The sequence below is a fragment of the Amycolatopsis sp. NPDC059657 genome (assembly GCF_042734395.1).
Classification (GTDB): domain Bacteria; phylum Actinomycetota; class Actinomycetes; order Mycobacteriales; family Pseudonocardiaceae; genus Amycolatopsis.
This window is the reverse complement of the sequence record NZ_JBHWEB010000021.1, coordinates 1-13,488: the sequence shown is the minus strand read 5'-3', so window position 1 is coordinate 13,488 and position 13,488 is coordinate 1. Positions and strand designations below refer to the sequence as shown.

The following is a 13,488-nucleotide window of genomic DNA, read 5'->3' as shown; positions in this document are numbered from 1 at the left end:
AACACCCCCACCACACTTCCTCATTTCTTGTTTTTTGTTTTTGCGCGGGGTATTAACCCCGGGCAAACACCCCCACCACCACTCGACCGCGACGCCGGCCAACCCCGGTCCGGCGTCGCGGAAGTAGGCGCTGGTCACCCCGCCCATGACGCAGGGCAGCTCCTCCGACTCGACCGGGATCGCGTCGTCACGGGTGCGGACCTGCCGGACACAGCGGGCGGGCAGCGCGCGCCGGTTGAAGCGCAGCTGCACCAGGTAGCTGGCGCACTGGTCGCGCAGCATCCGGTAGTAGCCGGGTGACGCGGAGCCGGAGTCGTCGCGGACCTCGAAGCAGAAGACGTGGATCTCGCCCTCGGCGAGCTTGCGGTCGAAGAGCAGCTCGGTGGCCAGCGTGTCGCTGCCGGGATGGCGCCGCATGCGGCCGATCCGGCAGCCCTCGGCGGTCACCAGCTCCACGCCCTCGATGTCGCAGCCCTCGTCGCCGTTGTAGACGGTGATGTACCGGTCGGGACCCTGGCGCCTGGCTCGGGCGACGAGCCGGGTGTGCAGGCTGCGCTGGCGATGTTCGGCGTCGAAGGTGATGGTGTCGTGCACCCAGAGCAGCTCCAGGTCGGCGTTGTACCGCGAAGACGGGTACGCGCCGAGCTCGGTGAGCAGCTGGTCGACGATCGAGCCCATTTCCCCGGAACGCAGGTCGGAGAACGAAACCGCGAGCTGGTGCGCCTTGGCACGTGAGGTGCGCGGCCCGATCAGCACGACGAGGGCGTCCGGCGGCAGCTGCAGCACCGACTCCAGAGCGCGCACGGCGGGCAGAGCCTTGGGTACTTCCGGTTGACGGAGCCCGCGCTGCCAGTAACTCAGCGTCGACTGTCCAACGTGGACACCGCGGCGGCCGAGATGGGCGCGCAAACGGGCCAGCGACAAGCCTCGGTGAGCGATCGCCAACCGCAGCGCATGGTGGAACTCGCCGGAGCGGAGCGCGTCGGCCAGCTCGCGTGGCAACGGCTCTGCGGGGCGTCGGCCGTTCTCGACGACAGTGTGGGCGTCACCCTCTCGTGTCACCAACTGCCCCTTCACTAACGAGTGTTTGCTGGGCGTGAACACCGCGGAACGTTCACGGTAGCAGCGCCGTCCGGCATTTCCGACCGCTCTTTAGGGGTGTTGGCCACGCTGGGGTGACCGTTCCGCGTTCCGGGGTTGACGCGGAACGATCCGTTCGGATGGGTGACCTTCTTGCTCAGGGTGATTGTCGCGGACCAGATTTGTCACGAACCGAAGTTCGGCGGGGGTTCGGACGGGAGGCCATGGGTGCAGGTCTACTCGAAGGCGCGCGTCATCGGAGCCGCGTGCCTGACGCTCTGGCTCGTTCCGCCTGTCCAGGCACAGGCCATGCCCGCCGCCCGTTCACTCGGCATCGTCATGCAGGCCCAGGAGCAGACCCAGTGGTGCTGGGCAGGCTCCGGCAACACTATCGCCGCCTTCCACGGCGCCACGATCACCCAGACCCGCTTCTGTCAGCTCGCGCACGGTGAGTCAGGTGCCACCTGCGCGAACACGGCGGGCACGCTCGGCGACGCCCAGCACGCGTACGCCTCACTCGGTTTCTCGTCGCCGGGGACCTACCTGGCTGACCGGGTCGGCTACGACGACATCAAAGCCCAGATCGAAGCGGGCAGGCCGATCCAGACCCGGATCGGCTGGAACGTCGGCGGCGGCCACATCCACGTCGTCTATGGCTACGACAGCGTCCAGCAGCGCGTCTACTGGGGCGACCCGTGGCCGACGAACAGCCGCTACAACCTCTCGACCTACTCCTTCTACTCGAGCAACCGCAGCTTCTCCTGGACCCACACACTCACCGGGATCGCGAAATGAAGGCGCTCACGCTTGCCTTGCTGATCATCACCGGATTGCTGGTGACCGGAGTTTCCGCTGGCGCCACGACCACGGTGTCCGCGCACACGATGGAGTACCGGCCCGTCCTCGCCCCCCAAGTCATGCCACGCGGGGAGGCGGGCCCGCCGCCCTCGGAACGCGCCTTCGACTGGACGCCGTTCGGTGTCTTCGGCGGCATCGCGCTCCTGGTCGCCGCGGGCTACTGCCTGTACGCCAGGCGACGGCCCGCCTAGACGTACCGGCAGGCTCGGCGAGGACCCCTGCACCCGCCGAGCCTGCCGGTCAACCACCTCGTAGTGTTGCCCCGTGGGCCGATTGGTAGTCATCGAAGGACTGGACGGCGCTGGCAAGCGCACCCTCGCGAACGGGTTGACGGAAGCGTTGACCGCCGCGGGCGCGAGCGTCGCCGCGCTCGCCTTCCCCCGCTACGGCAAGAGCGTGCACGCCGACCTGGTCCAGGAGGCACTGCATCGCGGCCACGGCGACCTCGCCGACTCCGTCTACGGCATGGCCATGCTCTACGCGCTCGACCGTTCCGGCGCCGCCGACGAGATCCGCGTCCTCCGCGGCCGCCACGACATCGTGCTCCTCGACCGCTACGTCGCCTCGAACGCCGCCTACGGCGCGGCGCGCCTGCACGAAGACGCTTCCGGCCCCTTCGTGGCTTGGGTCCGCGCGCTCGAGGTCGACCGCTTCGGCCTGCCGGTGCCCGACGCCCACCTCCTGCTGCGGGTCTCGCCCGAGGTCGCGGCGGCTCGCGCGGAGCATCGGGCTCGCACGGAGGCGGACCGGCCGAAGGATGCCTTCGAGTCCGACGACGCTTTGCAGCAGCGCTGCGCGGGCGTGTACGACCAGCTGGCGGCCGAGTCCTGGCTGGCGCCTTGGCACGACGTCGCGGGGGCGGACCCCGTCGCACTGGCCGCGACCCTGCTCGCCTGACCAGCACGTTTCGCGCCGCCCTTAGCTCCCCATCCCCGCCGCCGGGTGACCCGAGTGGGCGAAGCGTTCGACAAGTCCGGCTGGGCGCGGTTTCGGCCACCCGACGGCCCAAACCGCGCCCAGCCAAAGCCCGGCAAACTACTTCAACCGTTCCCGCACCCAGTCATGAAACTCGGCGATGTGATGCTCGGAAGGCATCAAAACCCCGCCCTCCGCATAAGCCCGCGAAGACATCGCGGGCTGGCACCGCTCGCAAGCCTCAAAGTCCTGAACATTCACGCGATCGAACAACTCCACCGACCGCGACACATCTTTCCCGGACGCCACAACGTCTTTCGAGTACAGCCAGTCGCATTCGACCACGGTCCGGTCCGCGGCCATCGGATACATCCGATGGAAGATCACATGATCCGGCACCAGGTTGATGAACACCTGCGGCCGCACGGTGATCGCGTAATAGCGCCGGTCCTGCTCCGGTGCCACGCCCGTCAATTTGCCCAGCCCGGGTGAGCCGTCGATCGTGAACCCGTCGATCCCGTCGCCGAATTCCGCGCCGTGCCCGACGTAGTACTGCGCCGCGTAGCCGCCGGCGAACTCCGGGAGCACCTCGGTCAGCTCGGGGTGGATGGTCGCGCAGTGGTAGCACTCCATGAAGTTCTCGATGATGAGCTTCCAGTTGGCGCGCACGTCGTAGGTGATGCGACGGCCGACCGACAGCTCGTCGATCTCGTAGTGCTTGATCGCGTCCGCGTCGCCGAGCCGCGCGGTGGCCGCGCCGATCACGTCGTCTTCGAAGGAAGGCGGCTCCGGTGCCAGGCACACCCACGCGTAGCCGAGCCACTCGCGCAGGTGAACCGCGGCGAGTCCGTAGCGGACGCGGTCGACGTCGGGGGTGCTGGTCAGGTTCGGGGCCGCGATCAGTTTGCCGTCGAGGCCGTAAGTCCAAGCGTGGTAAGGACATTGGAACGCGCGGCGTACCGTTCCGGATTCCTCCGTGCACACCCGCGCGCCGCGATGGCGGCAGACGTTGAGGAACGCGCGCAGTGCGCCGTCGCGTCCTCGGCTGACCAGGATGCTTTCACGTCCCACCGAGACAGTGCGGAAGTCGCCAGCCGCGGGAAGATCGGCGCTGCGGACCGCGCAGAACCACATGTTCTCGAAGATCGATGCCTGCTCTTCGGCGAAGATCTCCGGCGAGGTGTAGTAACGGCCGGGCAGCGTGGCCAGCAGGCTGGGCGGGAGCGCCGTCATCTTGCTCCTGTCAAACGAGCGGGGTCGAACAGGGCGATCGGGTGCGCGGTGCCACCCTCGACGAGGTCGGCCAGTATTTCACCCACCACGGGCACGAACTTGAAGCCGTGCCCCGAAAAACCACACGCGACGACCACGCGCTCACGCGACGGGTGCCGTGCGATGACGAAATGCTCGTCCGCCGTATTGGTGTACATGCACGTCGCCGCGCGCTGGAATTCCCAAGGCAGTGACGGCATCCGCGCCCGCACGAACGCGGTCATGTCGGCGATCTCTTCGGCGTGGACCGTGCGGTCGATCGTGTCCGGCGTGCAGATCTGCCCGCCGCGGAAGAACGCGACCTTCACGCTGCCGTCGACAGCCGGGAAGCCGTAGAACTGCCGTCCGGCCTCGCCTTCCCAGATATAGATGGGATGCCGCTGGAACGCGGTCACGTCCGACGGTGCGAACCAGTACTGCACCTGCCGCTCGATCGTGAACTCGATGCCCAGCTCGGCCAGCAGCTCCGGCGCCCACGCCCCTGGACAGATCACCAGTTGCGATGCCTCGTACGTCCCATGAGACGTCTCGACGCGCACCCCAGACTCGTCCGTCGACCAGCGCAGCACCTTCTCTTCGAAGTGCAAGTCCGCGCCCGCGCGTTCGGCCAGTTTCAGGTGCGCGGCGACGCTCGACTCGGGCACGACGAACCCGGCGCCTGCCTCGTACAGGCCGATGTCCCCGTCGGCAGGCCGCATGGTCGGGAAGCGGTCGCGGATCTCGGCCGCTTCGAGCAGTTCGTGCGGCAGGTCCCATTTCTGGGCGCTGAGCAGGCTGCCCGCGACCGTGCGCGAATCCGGCTTGCCGATCATGATCCCGCCGCAGCGGTGGAAGACATCGATCCCGGAATCCCGCTCGATGCCCTCCCACAGCTCATGCGCGCGCAGCAGCAACGGCACGTAGGCAGGGTCTTCGAAGTATGCCTGCCGGGTGATCCGCGAGCCGCCGTGGCTGGACCCGAGGTTGTGCACGGGGGTGAACTGCTCGATCCCGAGCACCCGGTGGCCGCGCTGCGCGAGGCGGTAGGCGGCCGCGCTGCCCATGCCACCCAGGCCGATGACGATCGTGTCGTGCCGCAAGGTCAGCTCCTCAGCCGGGTCATCTTGGGGTCGAACAGCGGTTCCTCCGAGACCTGGACCGGTATGCGTGTCCCGAAGTACTCGATCTCGACGGGCCCGTCGATCGACGCGGGCAGCCAGGCGTACGCGATGTTCTTGCCGATCGTGTACCCGTACGCCGCGCTCGTGACGTAGCCGCGCGGCCGCCCCGCGACGAACACCGGCTCCTTGCCCAGTACGACCGCGTGCGCGTCATCCCAGGTCAGGCAGGTCAGCCGCCGCGAGACGGTCGCCTCGGAGCGGCCCTCGATGGCGTCGCGGCCGATGAAGTAGCCCTTGTCCATCCGCACGGCGAAGCCGATCCCGGCCTCGTACGGGTCGTGTTCGGCGGTCATGTCGGTGCCCCACGATCGGTAGCCCTTCTCCAGCCGCATCGAGTTGAACGCGTCGCGCCCCGCCGCGATGACGCCGTGCTCCTGCCCGGCCTCCCAGAGGATGTCCCACAGCTTGCGGCCCATGTCGGCCGTCGTGTACAGCTCCCAGCCGAGTTCGCCCACATAGGACAGTCGCATCGCGGTCACCGGCACTTCGCGAATGTATGCCTTGCACGCCTTGAAATACCCGAGTGCCTTATGCGAGAAGTCCGTTGTGGACAGTGGCTGAAGCAGGTCGCGCGCGCGAGGGCCCCACAGCCCGATGCAACAGGTGCCCGGTGTCGTCTCCTGGATCTGGACGGTGCCGTCGCCGGGCAGATGCCGTGAGAACCAGTCGAAATCGAGATTGCCGTTCACGCCGACCTGGAACCGCTGGGTGTCCAGCCGCGCGACGGTCAGGTCGCTGCGCACGCCGCCGTCCTCGCCGAGCAGCAACGTGTACGTCACGGCGCCCGGCTTCTTGTCGAGCTGGTTCGTGGTCAGCGTCTGCAGGAACGGCAACGCGCCGGGCCCGCTGATCTCCAGCCGTTTCAACGCGGTCATGTCGAACATCGCCACGCGTTCGCGGGCCACCATCGCCTCGGCTCCCGCGATCGGCGACCAGTACCGCGCGGCCCAGTCGTTGCGCGGCGGGACACGGTCGACCTCGGGCAGGTTCGCGTTCGCCTCGTACCAGTGCGGCCGTTCCCAGCCGCCCGCTTCGAGGAAGAACGCGCCGAGCTCGGCCTGCCGCTCGTAGAACGGGCTGGTCCGCAACGGCCGCGGATCTTCCATGGGCTGCAAGGGATGCAGCACGTCATAGACCTCGACGAAGCTCTGGCAACTGCGTGCCCGCACGTAGTCAGGCGCCAGTTGGACTTTCTCGAACCGCGCGAGATCGCACGAGTGCAGATCGAGTCGCGGCTGCCCGTCGACGAGCCATTCGGCCATCGAGCGCGCGACGCCCGCGGAATGCGTGATCCAGACGGCTTCGGCCAGCCAGAAGCCGTCCAGCCCCGGATGCTCGCCGAGCAGCGGCATGCCGTCGGGGGTGAACGAGAACAGGCCGTTGATGCCCTCCTCGACCTTGGCGTCGCCCAGCGAGGGCAGCAGGTCGACGGCGGCGGCCCACGACTCGTCGAAGTCGGCAGGGGTGAACGTCAGCTCCGACGGCATACCCGCTGACGTGCGCGGATCGGCGATCTCGGCGGCGTCGATCGGCATCGGCCGGTGCCCGTACGCGCCGATGCCGATCCGGTCGACGTGCTCGCGGAAGTAGAGATCGGCGTCCTGGTGCCGCAGTATCGGCTTGCTCGCCTCGCTCAGCTCGGAGTTGTGCCCGCTGAGCTGCGGCAACGCGGTCGTGCGCGCGTACTGGTGCGCCATCGGCACCAGTGGGACGGTGAGGTCGACGAGCCCGCCGATCAGCGGTCCCCACATGCCGGCGCACGAGACGACGACGTCCGCGCGGAACGTGCCGGTCTCGGTGGTGACACCGGTGACGCGGCCAGCGGAGCGCTCGATCGCGATCACCTTCTGGTGCGCGAGGAACCGGGCGCCCCTGCCGATCGCGAGCTGGGCCTGCGCCTCGGCGGCGCGTAGTGGCTTGGCCAGGCCATCGCTCGGGATGTGGAACCCGCCGAGCACCTTCGCGGGGTCGACCAGCGGGTGCAGCGCGGCACAGTCGCCGGGCCCGACCAGCGAACTTTCGACACCGGACGCCGTGGCCCAGCCGTGTCTTCGCTTGAGGTCGGCGAGCCGTTCGGGCGTGGTCGCGACCTCGAGGCCGCCGACCTGCTGGAAGCACCACCGGCCGTCGAGGGTGAGCTCCGAGTACTTCGCGACGGTGTACTTCGCGAACTCGGTCATGGTCCGGCACCCGTTGGTCTGGAAGACCAGGCCTGGCGCGTGCGAGCTGGAACCGCCGGTGGCGAACAGGTCGCCCTGCTCCAGGACGGTGACGTCGGTCCAGCCCCGTGCGGTCAGCTCGTCGGCGAGCGCGCAGCCGACGATGCCTGCCCCGATCAGCACGACGCGAGGTGTGACGGCCATGCGAGAACCTCCTGGTCAGACGTCCACAAAGGACCAAGATGCAGGCGGAGGTGTTCCGTCTTCTGCAACAAGGTGCGTTATGCGAGACGGTGCTGTCAATAGGCCAAGAGGGCTCGTGAAATGACTAAGACTTGAAGTACCCCAGCTGCGACGAAAGTTCTTCCGCCGCTTGGGTCATCGGCCGCACGATCTGTCGCACACGCTGTTTCGACAACCGGTACGAGGGCCCCGAAGCGCTCATCGCGGCGATCACCTCGCCGCCGGGCCCGAGAATGGGCACGGCGACGGCGTGCAGCCCGAGTTCCAGCTCCTCGAAGCAGGCGGCGTAGCCCTCTTCGAGCACCCGGTCCAGCTCCAGCGTCAGCTCGGCGGGCTCGACCGTGGTGCGCGGGGTGTACTGCTCCAGCTTGCGGCGCAGCAGCTTGCGCCGCTCGGCCTCGTCCATGTTCGCCAGCAGCACCTTGCCGCTGGACGTGGCGTGCAGCGGGGTGCGCTGGCCGGTCCAGTTCTGCGTGCTGATCGCCGCGGCGCCGCGTGCCTGGCTGATGTTGATCGCGACGCCGTCGTCGGCGACCGCGATGTTGACCGTCTCGCCGAGCGTCTCGGCCAGCGACTGGCAGCTGTGACGGCCGAGTTTCGCCAGGTCCATCCGCCCGGTGGCGGCGCCCGCGAGGCGCACCATGCCGAAGCCGATGGCGTATTTCCCGCGCTCGCCGAGCTGCTCGACCAGTCCGCGCGCCTCGAGCACGCTCACCAGCCGGGACACGGTCGACTTGTGCACGCCCAGTTCGACCGAGATCTCGGTGACGCCCGCTTCGCCCTCGCGGGCGAGTATTTCGAGCACGCTGATCGCCCGGTCAACGGACTGCACCTGAGTAGGACCCTCGGAGTTCCGCATAGCGCAACAGTATGGCGTTTTGCGAAACTCCGCTGATCTGACCGGGGGACCCTCTTGACGGGACAGGGGGTCCGGCCCGATCGTTGCGGAGGGCAGAACGCGTCTCGCCCTGCGCAACATTCACGAAACATTGGGTTAGTTCGTCAGGAGGGCCTGATGATCAGAGCGTGCGATGTCTCCGACCTCCCGGACGGCGAGGCGATCCGTATTGTCGCGCACGTCCCCATCTCCGTGTTCCACAGCGACGGTGAGTTCTTCGCGATCGACGACACCTGCACCCATCAGGACGCGTCACTCGCCGACGGCTGGCTCGAAGGCTGCACGATCGAATGCCCGCTGCACGCCGCGCAGTTCGACCTGCGCAGCGGCAAGGCGCTCTGCCTGCCCGCGAACGACCCCGTCCGCACCTATCCCGTGGTGGTCGCCGACGGAGTGATCTATGTGGACACTGGGGTGCAGACCGGCGTCGCCTGAGGCACGAGTCCTTCCTTGCGTCCCACCCTTACATCCCACGCCGGGATGATCCGACTCCCGTTTCTTCATATGTCGACAAAAGTGCCTTGCCTTCCGCTTGCCTGAGGCACCCGTTCGGAGCAGCGGAAAGAGGGAATCTTGATCTTTCTGGTGGTCAAGCGCCGGGTCGTGCACGCGCTGAGACACTTCAGTGCGAATATGTCCTTATGAAGGCACGTGTCCTGGTGGTCGACGACGACCCCGCACTCGCGGAGATGCTCACCATCGTGCTGCGTGGGGAGGGGTTCGACACCGCCGTCGTCGCGGACGGCTCGCGAGCGCTGCCCGCGCTGCGCGAGTTGAAACCCGACCTGGTGCTGCTCGACCTCATGCTCCCCGGCATGAACGGCATCGACGTCTGCAAGGCAATCCGCGCCGAGTCCGGTGTGCCGATCGTGATGCTCACGGCCAAGAGTGACACCGTGGACATCGTGCTGGGCCTCGAATCCGGCGCCGACGACTATGTCGTCAAACCGTTCAAGCCCAAGGAACTCGTCGCCCGCGTTCGCGCGCGGATGCGCCGGACCGAGGCGGAGCCCGCGGAGTCGCTGACCATCGGCGACCTCGCGATCGACGTGCCCGGCCACGAGGTGACGCGCGAGGGCAAGGCGATCCCGCTGACGCCGCTCGAGTTCGACCTGCTGGTCGCGCTCGCCCGCAAGCCGAGGCAGGTGTTCACCCGCGAGGTGCTGCTGGAGCAGGTGTGGGGCTACCGCCACGCCGCGGACACCCGGCTCGTCAACGTCCACGTGCAGCGACTGCGTTCCAAGGTGGAGAAGGATCCGGAACACCCCGAGGTCGTCTTGACGGTCCGCGGGGTCGGGTACAAGGCGGGCCCGCCATAATCGGGGGATGAGACAGCGGTTCCGTGCGTTCGCGGCCGCGGCGGCTCAGCTGATCCGACGGGTGTCGGTCTTCGGCCGCCGCCGTTCGGTCGCGTTCGGCGAGTTGTGGCGGCATTCGCTGCAGTTCCGCGTCACCGTGTCCACCCTGGCCTTGTCGTCAGCGGTGGTCTTCGTGCTGGGCATGGTCCTGCAGAACCAGATCACCGAGCGGCTGATCACCACCAAGCAGAACGCCGCGGTGGCGCAGACGCAGGCGGTGGCGGAGGCGGCCGCGACCGAGCTGGTCGGGATCGGCGCCGAGCCCGCCGACACGATGCGCGACAGGCTCACCAACGCGCTGAAAGGCCTGGCCAGCAGCTCGGCGGGGGCGAAGGACGGCCCGGTTTCGGCGGCGGGCACCTTCGAGCCGGTGCTCGCGACCGGCGGGCGCAACGCGGCGGCCGACGCCGTCTTCGCGGGCAACTACGACAAGGTGCCGGTCCGGCTGCGGCAGTTCGTCGAGTCGAACCAGCTCAGCCTGCAGATCCACACCGTCGAGAACGACGGCACCCGCACCACGTACATGATCGTCGGCGCGCCCGTGACCAGCGGGTTGACGCCGTTGCAGCTGTATCTGCTCTTCCCGCTCACCGCGGAGCAGAACACCGTCTCGACCGTGCAGAACACGCTGTTCGTCGGCGGGCTCGTGCTGCTGCTCCTGCTCGCCGCGATCACCAACCTGGTCACCCGCCAGGTGGTCAGGCCGGTCCGCCAGGCAGCCGCGGCCGCCGAGCAGTTCGCGGGCGGTGACCTGGAACAACGCCTCGCCGTCGTCGGCGAGGACGACCTGTCGAAACTCGCCGTCTCCTACAACGAGATGGCCGCGAGCATCCAGCGCCAGATCCGCCAGCTCGAGGACTTCGGCGGCCTGCAGCGCCGGTTCACCTCGGACGTCTCGCACGAGCTGCGCACCCCGCTGACCACGGTCCGGATGGCCGCCGACGTGCTGCACGCCTCGCGTGAGCAGTTCCCGGCAGGCCTCGCGCGGTCCACCGAGCTGCTGGTCGACGAGCTCGACCGGTTCGAGGCGCTGCTCGGCGACCTGCTGGAGATCAGCCGTCTCGACGCCGGCGTCGAGGAGCTGGCCGCCGAGTTCATCGACATCCGCCCGATCGCGCGCCGCGCCGCCGAACAGGTGCGCGGCATCGCCAGCAACGCGGGCAGCGTCATCGAGCTGGAGCTGCCCGAGGAGGAGACGCCGGTCGAGATCGACGCGCGCCGCGTCGAGCGCATCCTGCGGAACCTGCTGGCCAACGCGGTCGACCACAGCGAGGGCCGCCCGGTGAAGATGCGCGTCGTCGCGGGCGAGGACGCCGTCGCCATCGCCGTGCGCGATCACGGCGTCGGCCTGCGGGCAGGCGAGGCCGACCTGGTCTTCAACCGCTTCTGGCGCGCTGACCCGTCACGGAACCGCCGCACCGGCGGCACCGGGCTCGGGCTGGCGATCAGCCAGGAGGACGCCAGGCTGCACGGCGGCGAGCTGGACGCGTGGGGCGAGGTCGGCGCGGGCGCGTGCTTCCGCCTGACCCTGCCGCTGCGCCAGGACACGCCGTTCACCAGCAGTCCGCTGCCGCTGCCGCCGGAGGACTTCACCCCGGGCGAGCCGCTCAACGGCCACGTCGGGCTGCTCGAGGTCCAACCGGCGCAGGAAGCCATCCTGGCCGACCATGAGGAGGTAGGCCGGTGAAGAAGACCGCGGTCAAGCTCATCGCGCTCGCGGTCATGCTGCTGGCGAGCGGCTGCGCCAACATCCCGGCCGAGATGCAGCCCGTCGTGCTCTCGGGCGAGCGGCCCGCCCAGGCCGTCCAGACCCCGCAGGAGCCTGAGAAAGGCTTGGACGCGCTCACGGTCGTCCGCGACTTCATCAAGGCCAGCGCGCTTGCCCCTGGCGGCAACGCGTCGCCGACCGCCAGCGTTTACCTCGACGAGGAGACTCGTAAGTCCTGGGCCCCGGTCAAGGGCCTCACAGTCATCGAAGACACCTTCGGCACCGTCTACGCGCCGGAGCCCGAGCAGACCGCGGACCCGAACGAGAAGGTCGTCCTCGTCCGCGGGTTCATGGTCGGCACGCTCGGCCAGGACAGCGCGTTCATCCCGGCCGTGCCCGCGAGCGGCGACTACATCCTGCCGGTCCACGTGCGGCTGCAGGCCGACAACCAGTGGCGGATCACCGGGCCGCTGTCGAACAACCTGGTGATCACCGAGCGCGACTTTTCGGCCAACTACTTCAAGGTCGCGGTCAACTTCTTCTCGCAGGACTCGGGCGTTTTCGTGCCCGATCTGCGGTACGTCTTCGCGAAGCCGCAGTCGGGCCTGCCCAACCGCGTGATGGACCTCGTCGTCGACGGGCCGTCCGAGGCGCTCAAGGGCGCGGTCATCAATCTGCTCGGGCCGGACGCCCGGCTGGAACAGAACGTGAAGGGCGTCGACGACGGGTCGCTCGTGGTGCCGTTGACGGGACTCGGCGATCCACCGATCGAGAAGAAACGCCTGATACTGGCGCAGATCGTGTTCTCGCTGCAGAACGTCACGACGAGCCGGATCAAGGTGCTGTCCGACGGCAAGCCGATCCTGCCGGACAAGGACGCCTGGCGCGTCAACGACCTGGCGAGTTATCCGGTCGGCGCGCCGCCGGAGCTGAGCGGGATGTACACGGCCGACGGCGGGATTTTCTCGCTCTTCGACGGTAAACCGGTGGCAGGCAACGCTTATCACGACGTGGTCAGCGCGGCTCAGTCCCTTGACGGCAAGCGGCTGGCCACGGTCGAGAAGCTCTCCGGGGACCGGATGGTCTTGCGCATCGGGGGCCTCGATCGTCAGGAAGAGGTGGTCTCCGCCCCGCAAGGCGCGTTCCTGACGAGACCGACCTGGCGGGCCGCCACCGGCGGCGCCGAGGTGTGGACGGCGGTCGACGGCACCACGGTGCTGCGTGCGGTCCTGACGGGCGACGGTAAGTGGAAGGCGCAGGGCGTCAACGCCACCGACCTGCTCGATCTCGGGAAGATCTCCGCGCTGAGGCTGTCGCGGGACGGCGCCAGGGTCGCCGCCGTGGTGGCGGACAAGCTGATGGTCGCCGCCGTCGTGCGGACGCCGGAGGGGGTTCGGCTGACGGCGCCGCGCAGCCTGCGCAACGCCGATCTGACGAATGTGACCGATGTGGACTGGGCGAGCCAGGACACGCTGGTCGCGGTGACGAGCTCGACCTCGCAGCCGGTGGTGAAGGTGCCGGTGGACGGGCGCCGGATGGACGGGTTCAACAGCTCGAACCTGACCGCGCCCGTGCAGGGGGTGACCGCGTCGCCGAACAAGCCGACGATCGTCGCCGACTCGAACGGGCTGTGGGTCGCGAGCGAGCTGGGCGAGGTCTGGCGGCCGCACGCCCGCACGGTCAAGAACGCCCGCCCCTTCTACCCAGGCTGACCTGGCACTGGGTCGTGAGTGTTCCGGCCGGGTAACTAGTCAGGTCTCTGTCACGTGGTGATCGTGGTGCTGCGATGATCACCACGTGACCGGGGATGTGCGTCCGTCGTATGACGAGCTTGCTG

General features: G+C 68.4%; 12 protein-coding genes. 7 read left to right on the top strand and 5 right to left on the bottom strand.

From position 1 onward, the window contains the following. Positions 1–1,062: hypothetical protein (locus tag ACFV15_RS14200; protein WP_378350692.1), on the bottom strand; the 1,062-nt coding region annotated here is incomplete at its 3' end. A 327-nt stretch (positions 1,063–1,389) separates the two neighbouring features. On the opposite strand from ACFV15_RS14200, the gene ACFV15_RS14195 reads away from it, so the two are divergent. From ACFV15_RS14195 to ACFV15_RS14185, 3 genes are all read left to right on the top strand, one after another. Beyond that, positions 1,390–1,875 carry a papain-like cysteine protease family protein gene (locus ACFV15_RS14195; protein WP_378350840.1) on the top strand — a complete coding sequence of 162 codons (486 nt, stop codon included), beginning with the start codon at positions 1,390–1,392 and terminating at the stop codon, positions 1,873–1,875. Then, entirely contained in the window at positions 1,872–2,129 is a 258-nt protein-coding gene (locus ACFV15_RS14190) for a hypothetical protein (protein WP_378350690.1), read from the top strand. Before ACFV15_RS14195 ends, ACFV15_RS14190 begins: the two co-directional genes overlap by 4 nt. Positions 2,130–2,202: 73 nt before the next feature. Further along, entirely contained in the window at positions 2,203–2,835 is a 633-nt protein-coding gene (locus tag ACFV15_RS14185) for a dTMP kinase (protein ID WP_378350688.1), read from the top strand. A gap of 138 nt (positions 2,836–2,973) precedes the next feature. Here ACFV15_RS14185 and ACFV15_RS14180 read toward each other — a convergent pair whose 3' ends face one another. The 4 genes from ACFV15_RS14180 to ACFV15_RS14165 all read right to left on the bottom strand — a co-directional run bounded on the left by ACFV15_RS14180 (position 2,974) and on the right by ACFV15_RS14165 (position 8,546). Continuing rightward, positions 2,974–4,086, bottom strand: a complete 1,113-nt coding sequence (locus ACFV15_RS14180; RefSeq protein ID WP_378350687.1) for an aromatic ring-hydroxylating dioxygenase subunit alpha — start codon at positions 4,084–4,086, stop codon at positions 2,974–2,976. Continuing rightward, a complete protein-coding gene (gene solA, locus ACFV15_RS14175) occupies positions 4,083–5,204 on the bottom strand; it encodes an N-methyl-L-tryptophan oxidase (RefSeq protein ID WP_378350685.1) in 1,122 nt (373 codons plus the stop codon). Before solA ends, ACFV15_RS14180 begins: the two co-directional genes overlap by 4 nt. Before the next feature lie 2 nt (positions 5,205–5,206). Next, positions 5,207–7,648 carry an FAD-dependent oxidoreductase gene (locus ACFV15_RS14170; protein WP_378350683.1) on the bottom strand — a complete coding sequence of 814 codons (2,442 nt, stop codon included), beginning with the start codon at positions 7,646–7,648 and terminating at the stop codon, positions 5,207–5,209. A 124-nt stretch (positions 7,649–7,772) separates the two neighbouring features. Continuing rightward, a complete protein-coding gene (locus ACFV15_RS14165; RefSeq protein ID WP_378350682.1) occupies positions 7,773–8,546 on the bottom strand; it encodes an IclR family transcriptional regulator in 774 nt (257 codons plus the stop codon). Between the two features lie 156 nt (positions 8,547–8,702). Here ACFV15_RS14165 and ACFV15_RS14160 point away from each other — a divergent pair, with 156 nt between their 5' ends. The 4 genes from ACFV15_RS14160 (at position 8,703) to ACFV15_RS14145 (ending at position 13,363) form a co-directional block, all read left to right on the top strand. Next, positions 8,703–9,020: a bifunctional 3-phenylpropionate/cinnamic acid dioxygenase ferredoxin subunit gene (locus ACFV15_RS14160; protein WP_378350681.1), complete on the top strand. Its 318-nt coding sequence runs from the start codon at positions 8,703–8,705 to the stop codon at positions 9,018–9,020. Between the two features lie 206 nt (positions 9,021–9,226). Continuing rightward, entirely contained in the window at positions 9,227–9,904 is a 678-nt protein-coding gene (gene mtrA / locus ACFV15_RS14155) for an MtrAB system response regulator MtrA (protein ID WP_005150760.1), read from the top strand. 7 nt (positions 9,905–9,911) lie between these two features. Then, the gene (gene mtrB, locus ACFV15_RS14150; protein WP_378350679.1) at positions 9,912–11,630 is read left to right on the top strand and encodes an MtrAB system histidine kinase MtrB; all 1,719 of its coding nucleotides are present in this window, start codon (positions 9,912–9,914) and stop codon (positions 11,628–11,630) included. 35 nt (positions 11,631–11,665) lie between these two features. Then, entirely contained in the window at positions 11,666–13,363 is a 1,698-nt protein-coding gene (locus ACFV15_RS14145; RefSeq protein WP_378350839.1) for an LpqB family beta-propeller domain-containing protein, read from the top strand. The last annotated feature ends 125 nt before the right edge of the window (positions 13,364–13,488 follow it).

What these genes read in the sequence shown, in the direction of transcription:
- ACFV15_RS14195 (WP_378350840.1), top strand. Translation starts at nt 1,390, where the DNA reads ATGCCCGCCGCCCGTTCACTCGGCATCGTCATGCAGGCCCAGGAGCAG.
- ACFV15_RS14190 (WP_378350690.1), top strand. Translation starts at nt 1,872, where the DNA reads ATGAAGGCGCTCACGCTTGCCTTGCTGATCATCACCGGATTGCTGGTG.
- ACFV15_RS14180 (WP_378350687.1), bottom strand. Translation starts at nt 4,086, where the DNA reads ATGACGGCGCTCCCGCCCAGCCTGCTGGCCACGCTGCCCGGCCGTTAC.
- ACFV15_RS14170 (WP_378350683.1), bottom strand. Translation starts at nt 7,648, where the DNA reads ATGGCCGTCACACCTCGCGTCGTGCTGATCGGGGCAGGCATCGTCGGC.
- ACFV15_RS14165 (WP_378350682.1), bottom strand. Translation starts at nt 8,546, where the DNA reads ATGCGGAACTCCGAGGGTCCTACTCAGGTGCAGTCCGTTGACCGGGCG.
- ACFV15_RS14160 (WP_378350681.1), top strand. Translation starts at nt 8,703, where the DNA reads ATGATCAGAGCGTGCGATGTCTCCGACCTCCCGGACGGCGAGGCGATC.
- mtrA (WP_005150760.1), top strand. Translation starts at nt 9,227, where the DNA reads ATGAAGGCACGTGTCCTGGTGGTCGACGACGACCCCGCACTCGCGGAG.
- mtrB (WP_378350679.1), top strand. Translation starts at nt 9,912, where the DNA reads ATGAGACAGCGGTTCCGTGCGTTCGCGGCCGCGGCGGCTCAGCTGATC.
- ACFV15_RS14145 (WP_378350839.1), top strand. Translation starts at nt 11,666, where the DNA reads ATGCTGCTGGCGAGCGGCTGCGCCAACATCCCGGCCGAGATGCAGCCC.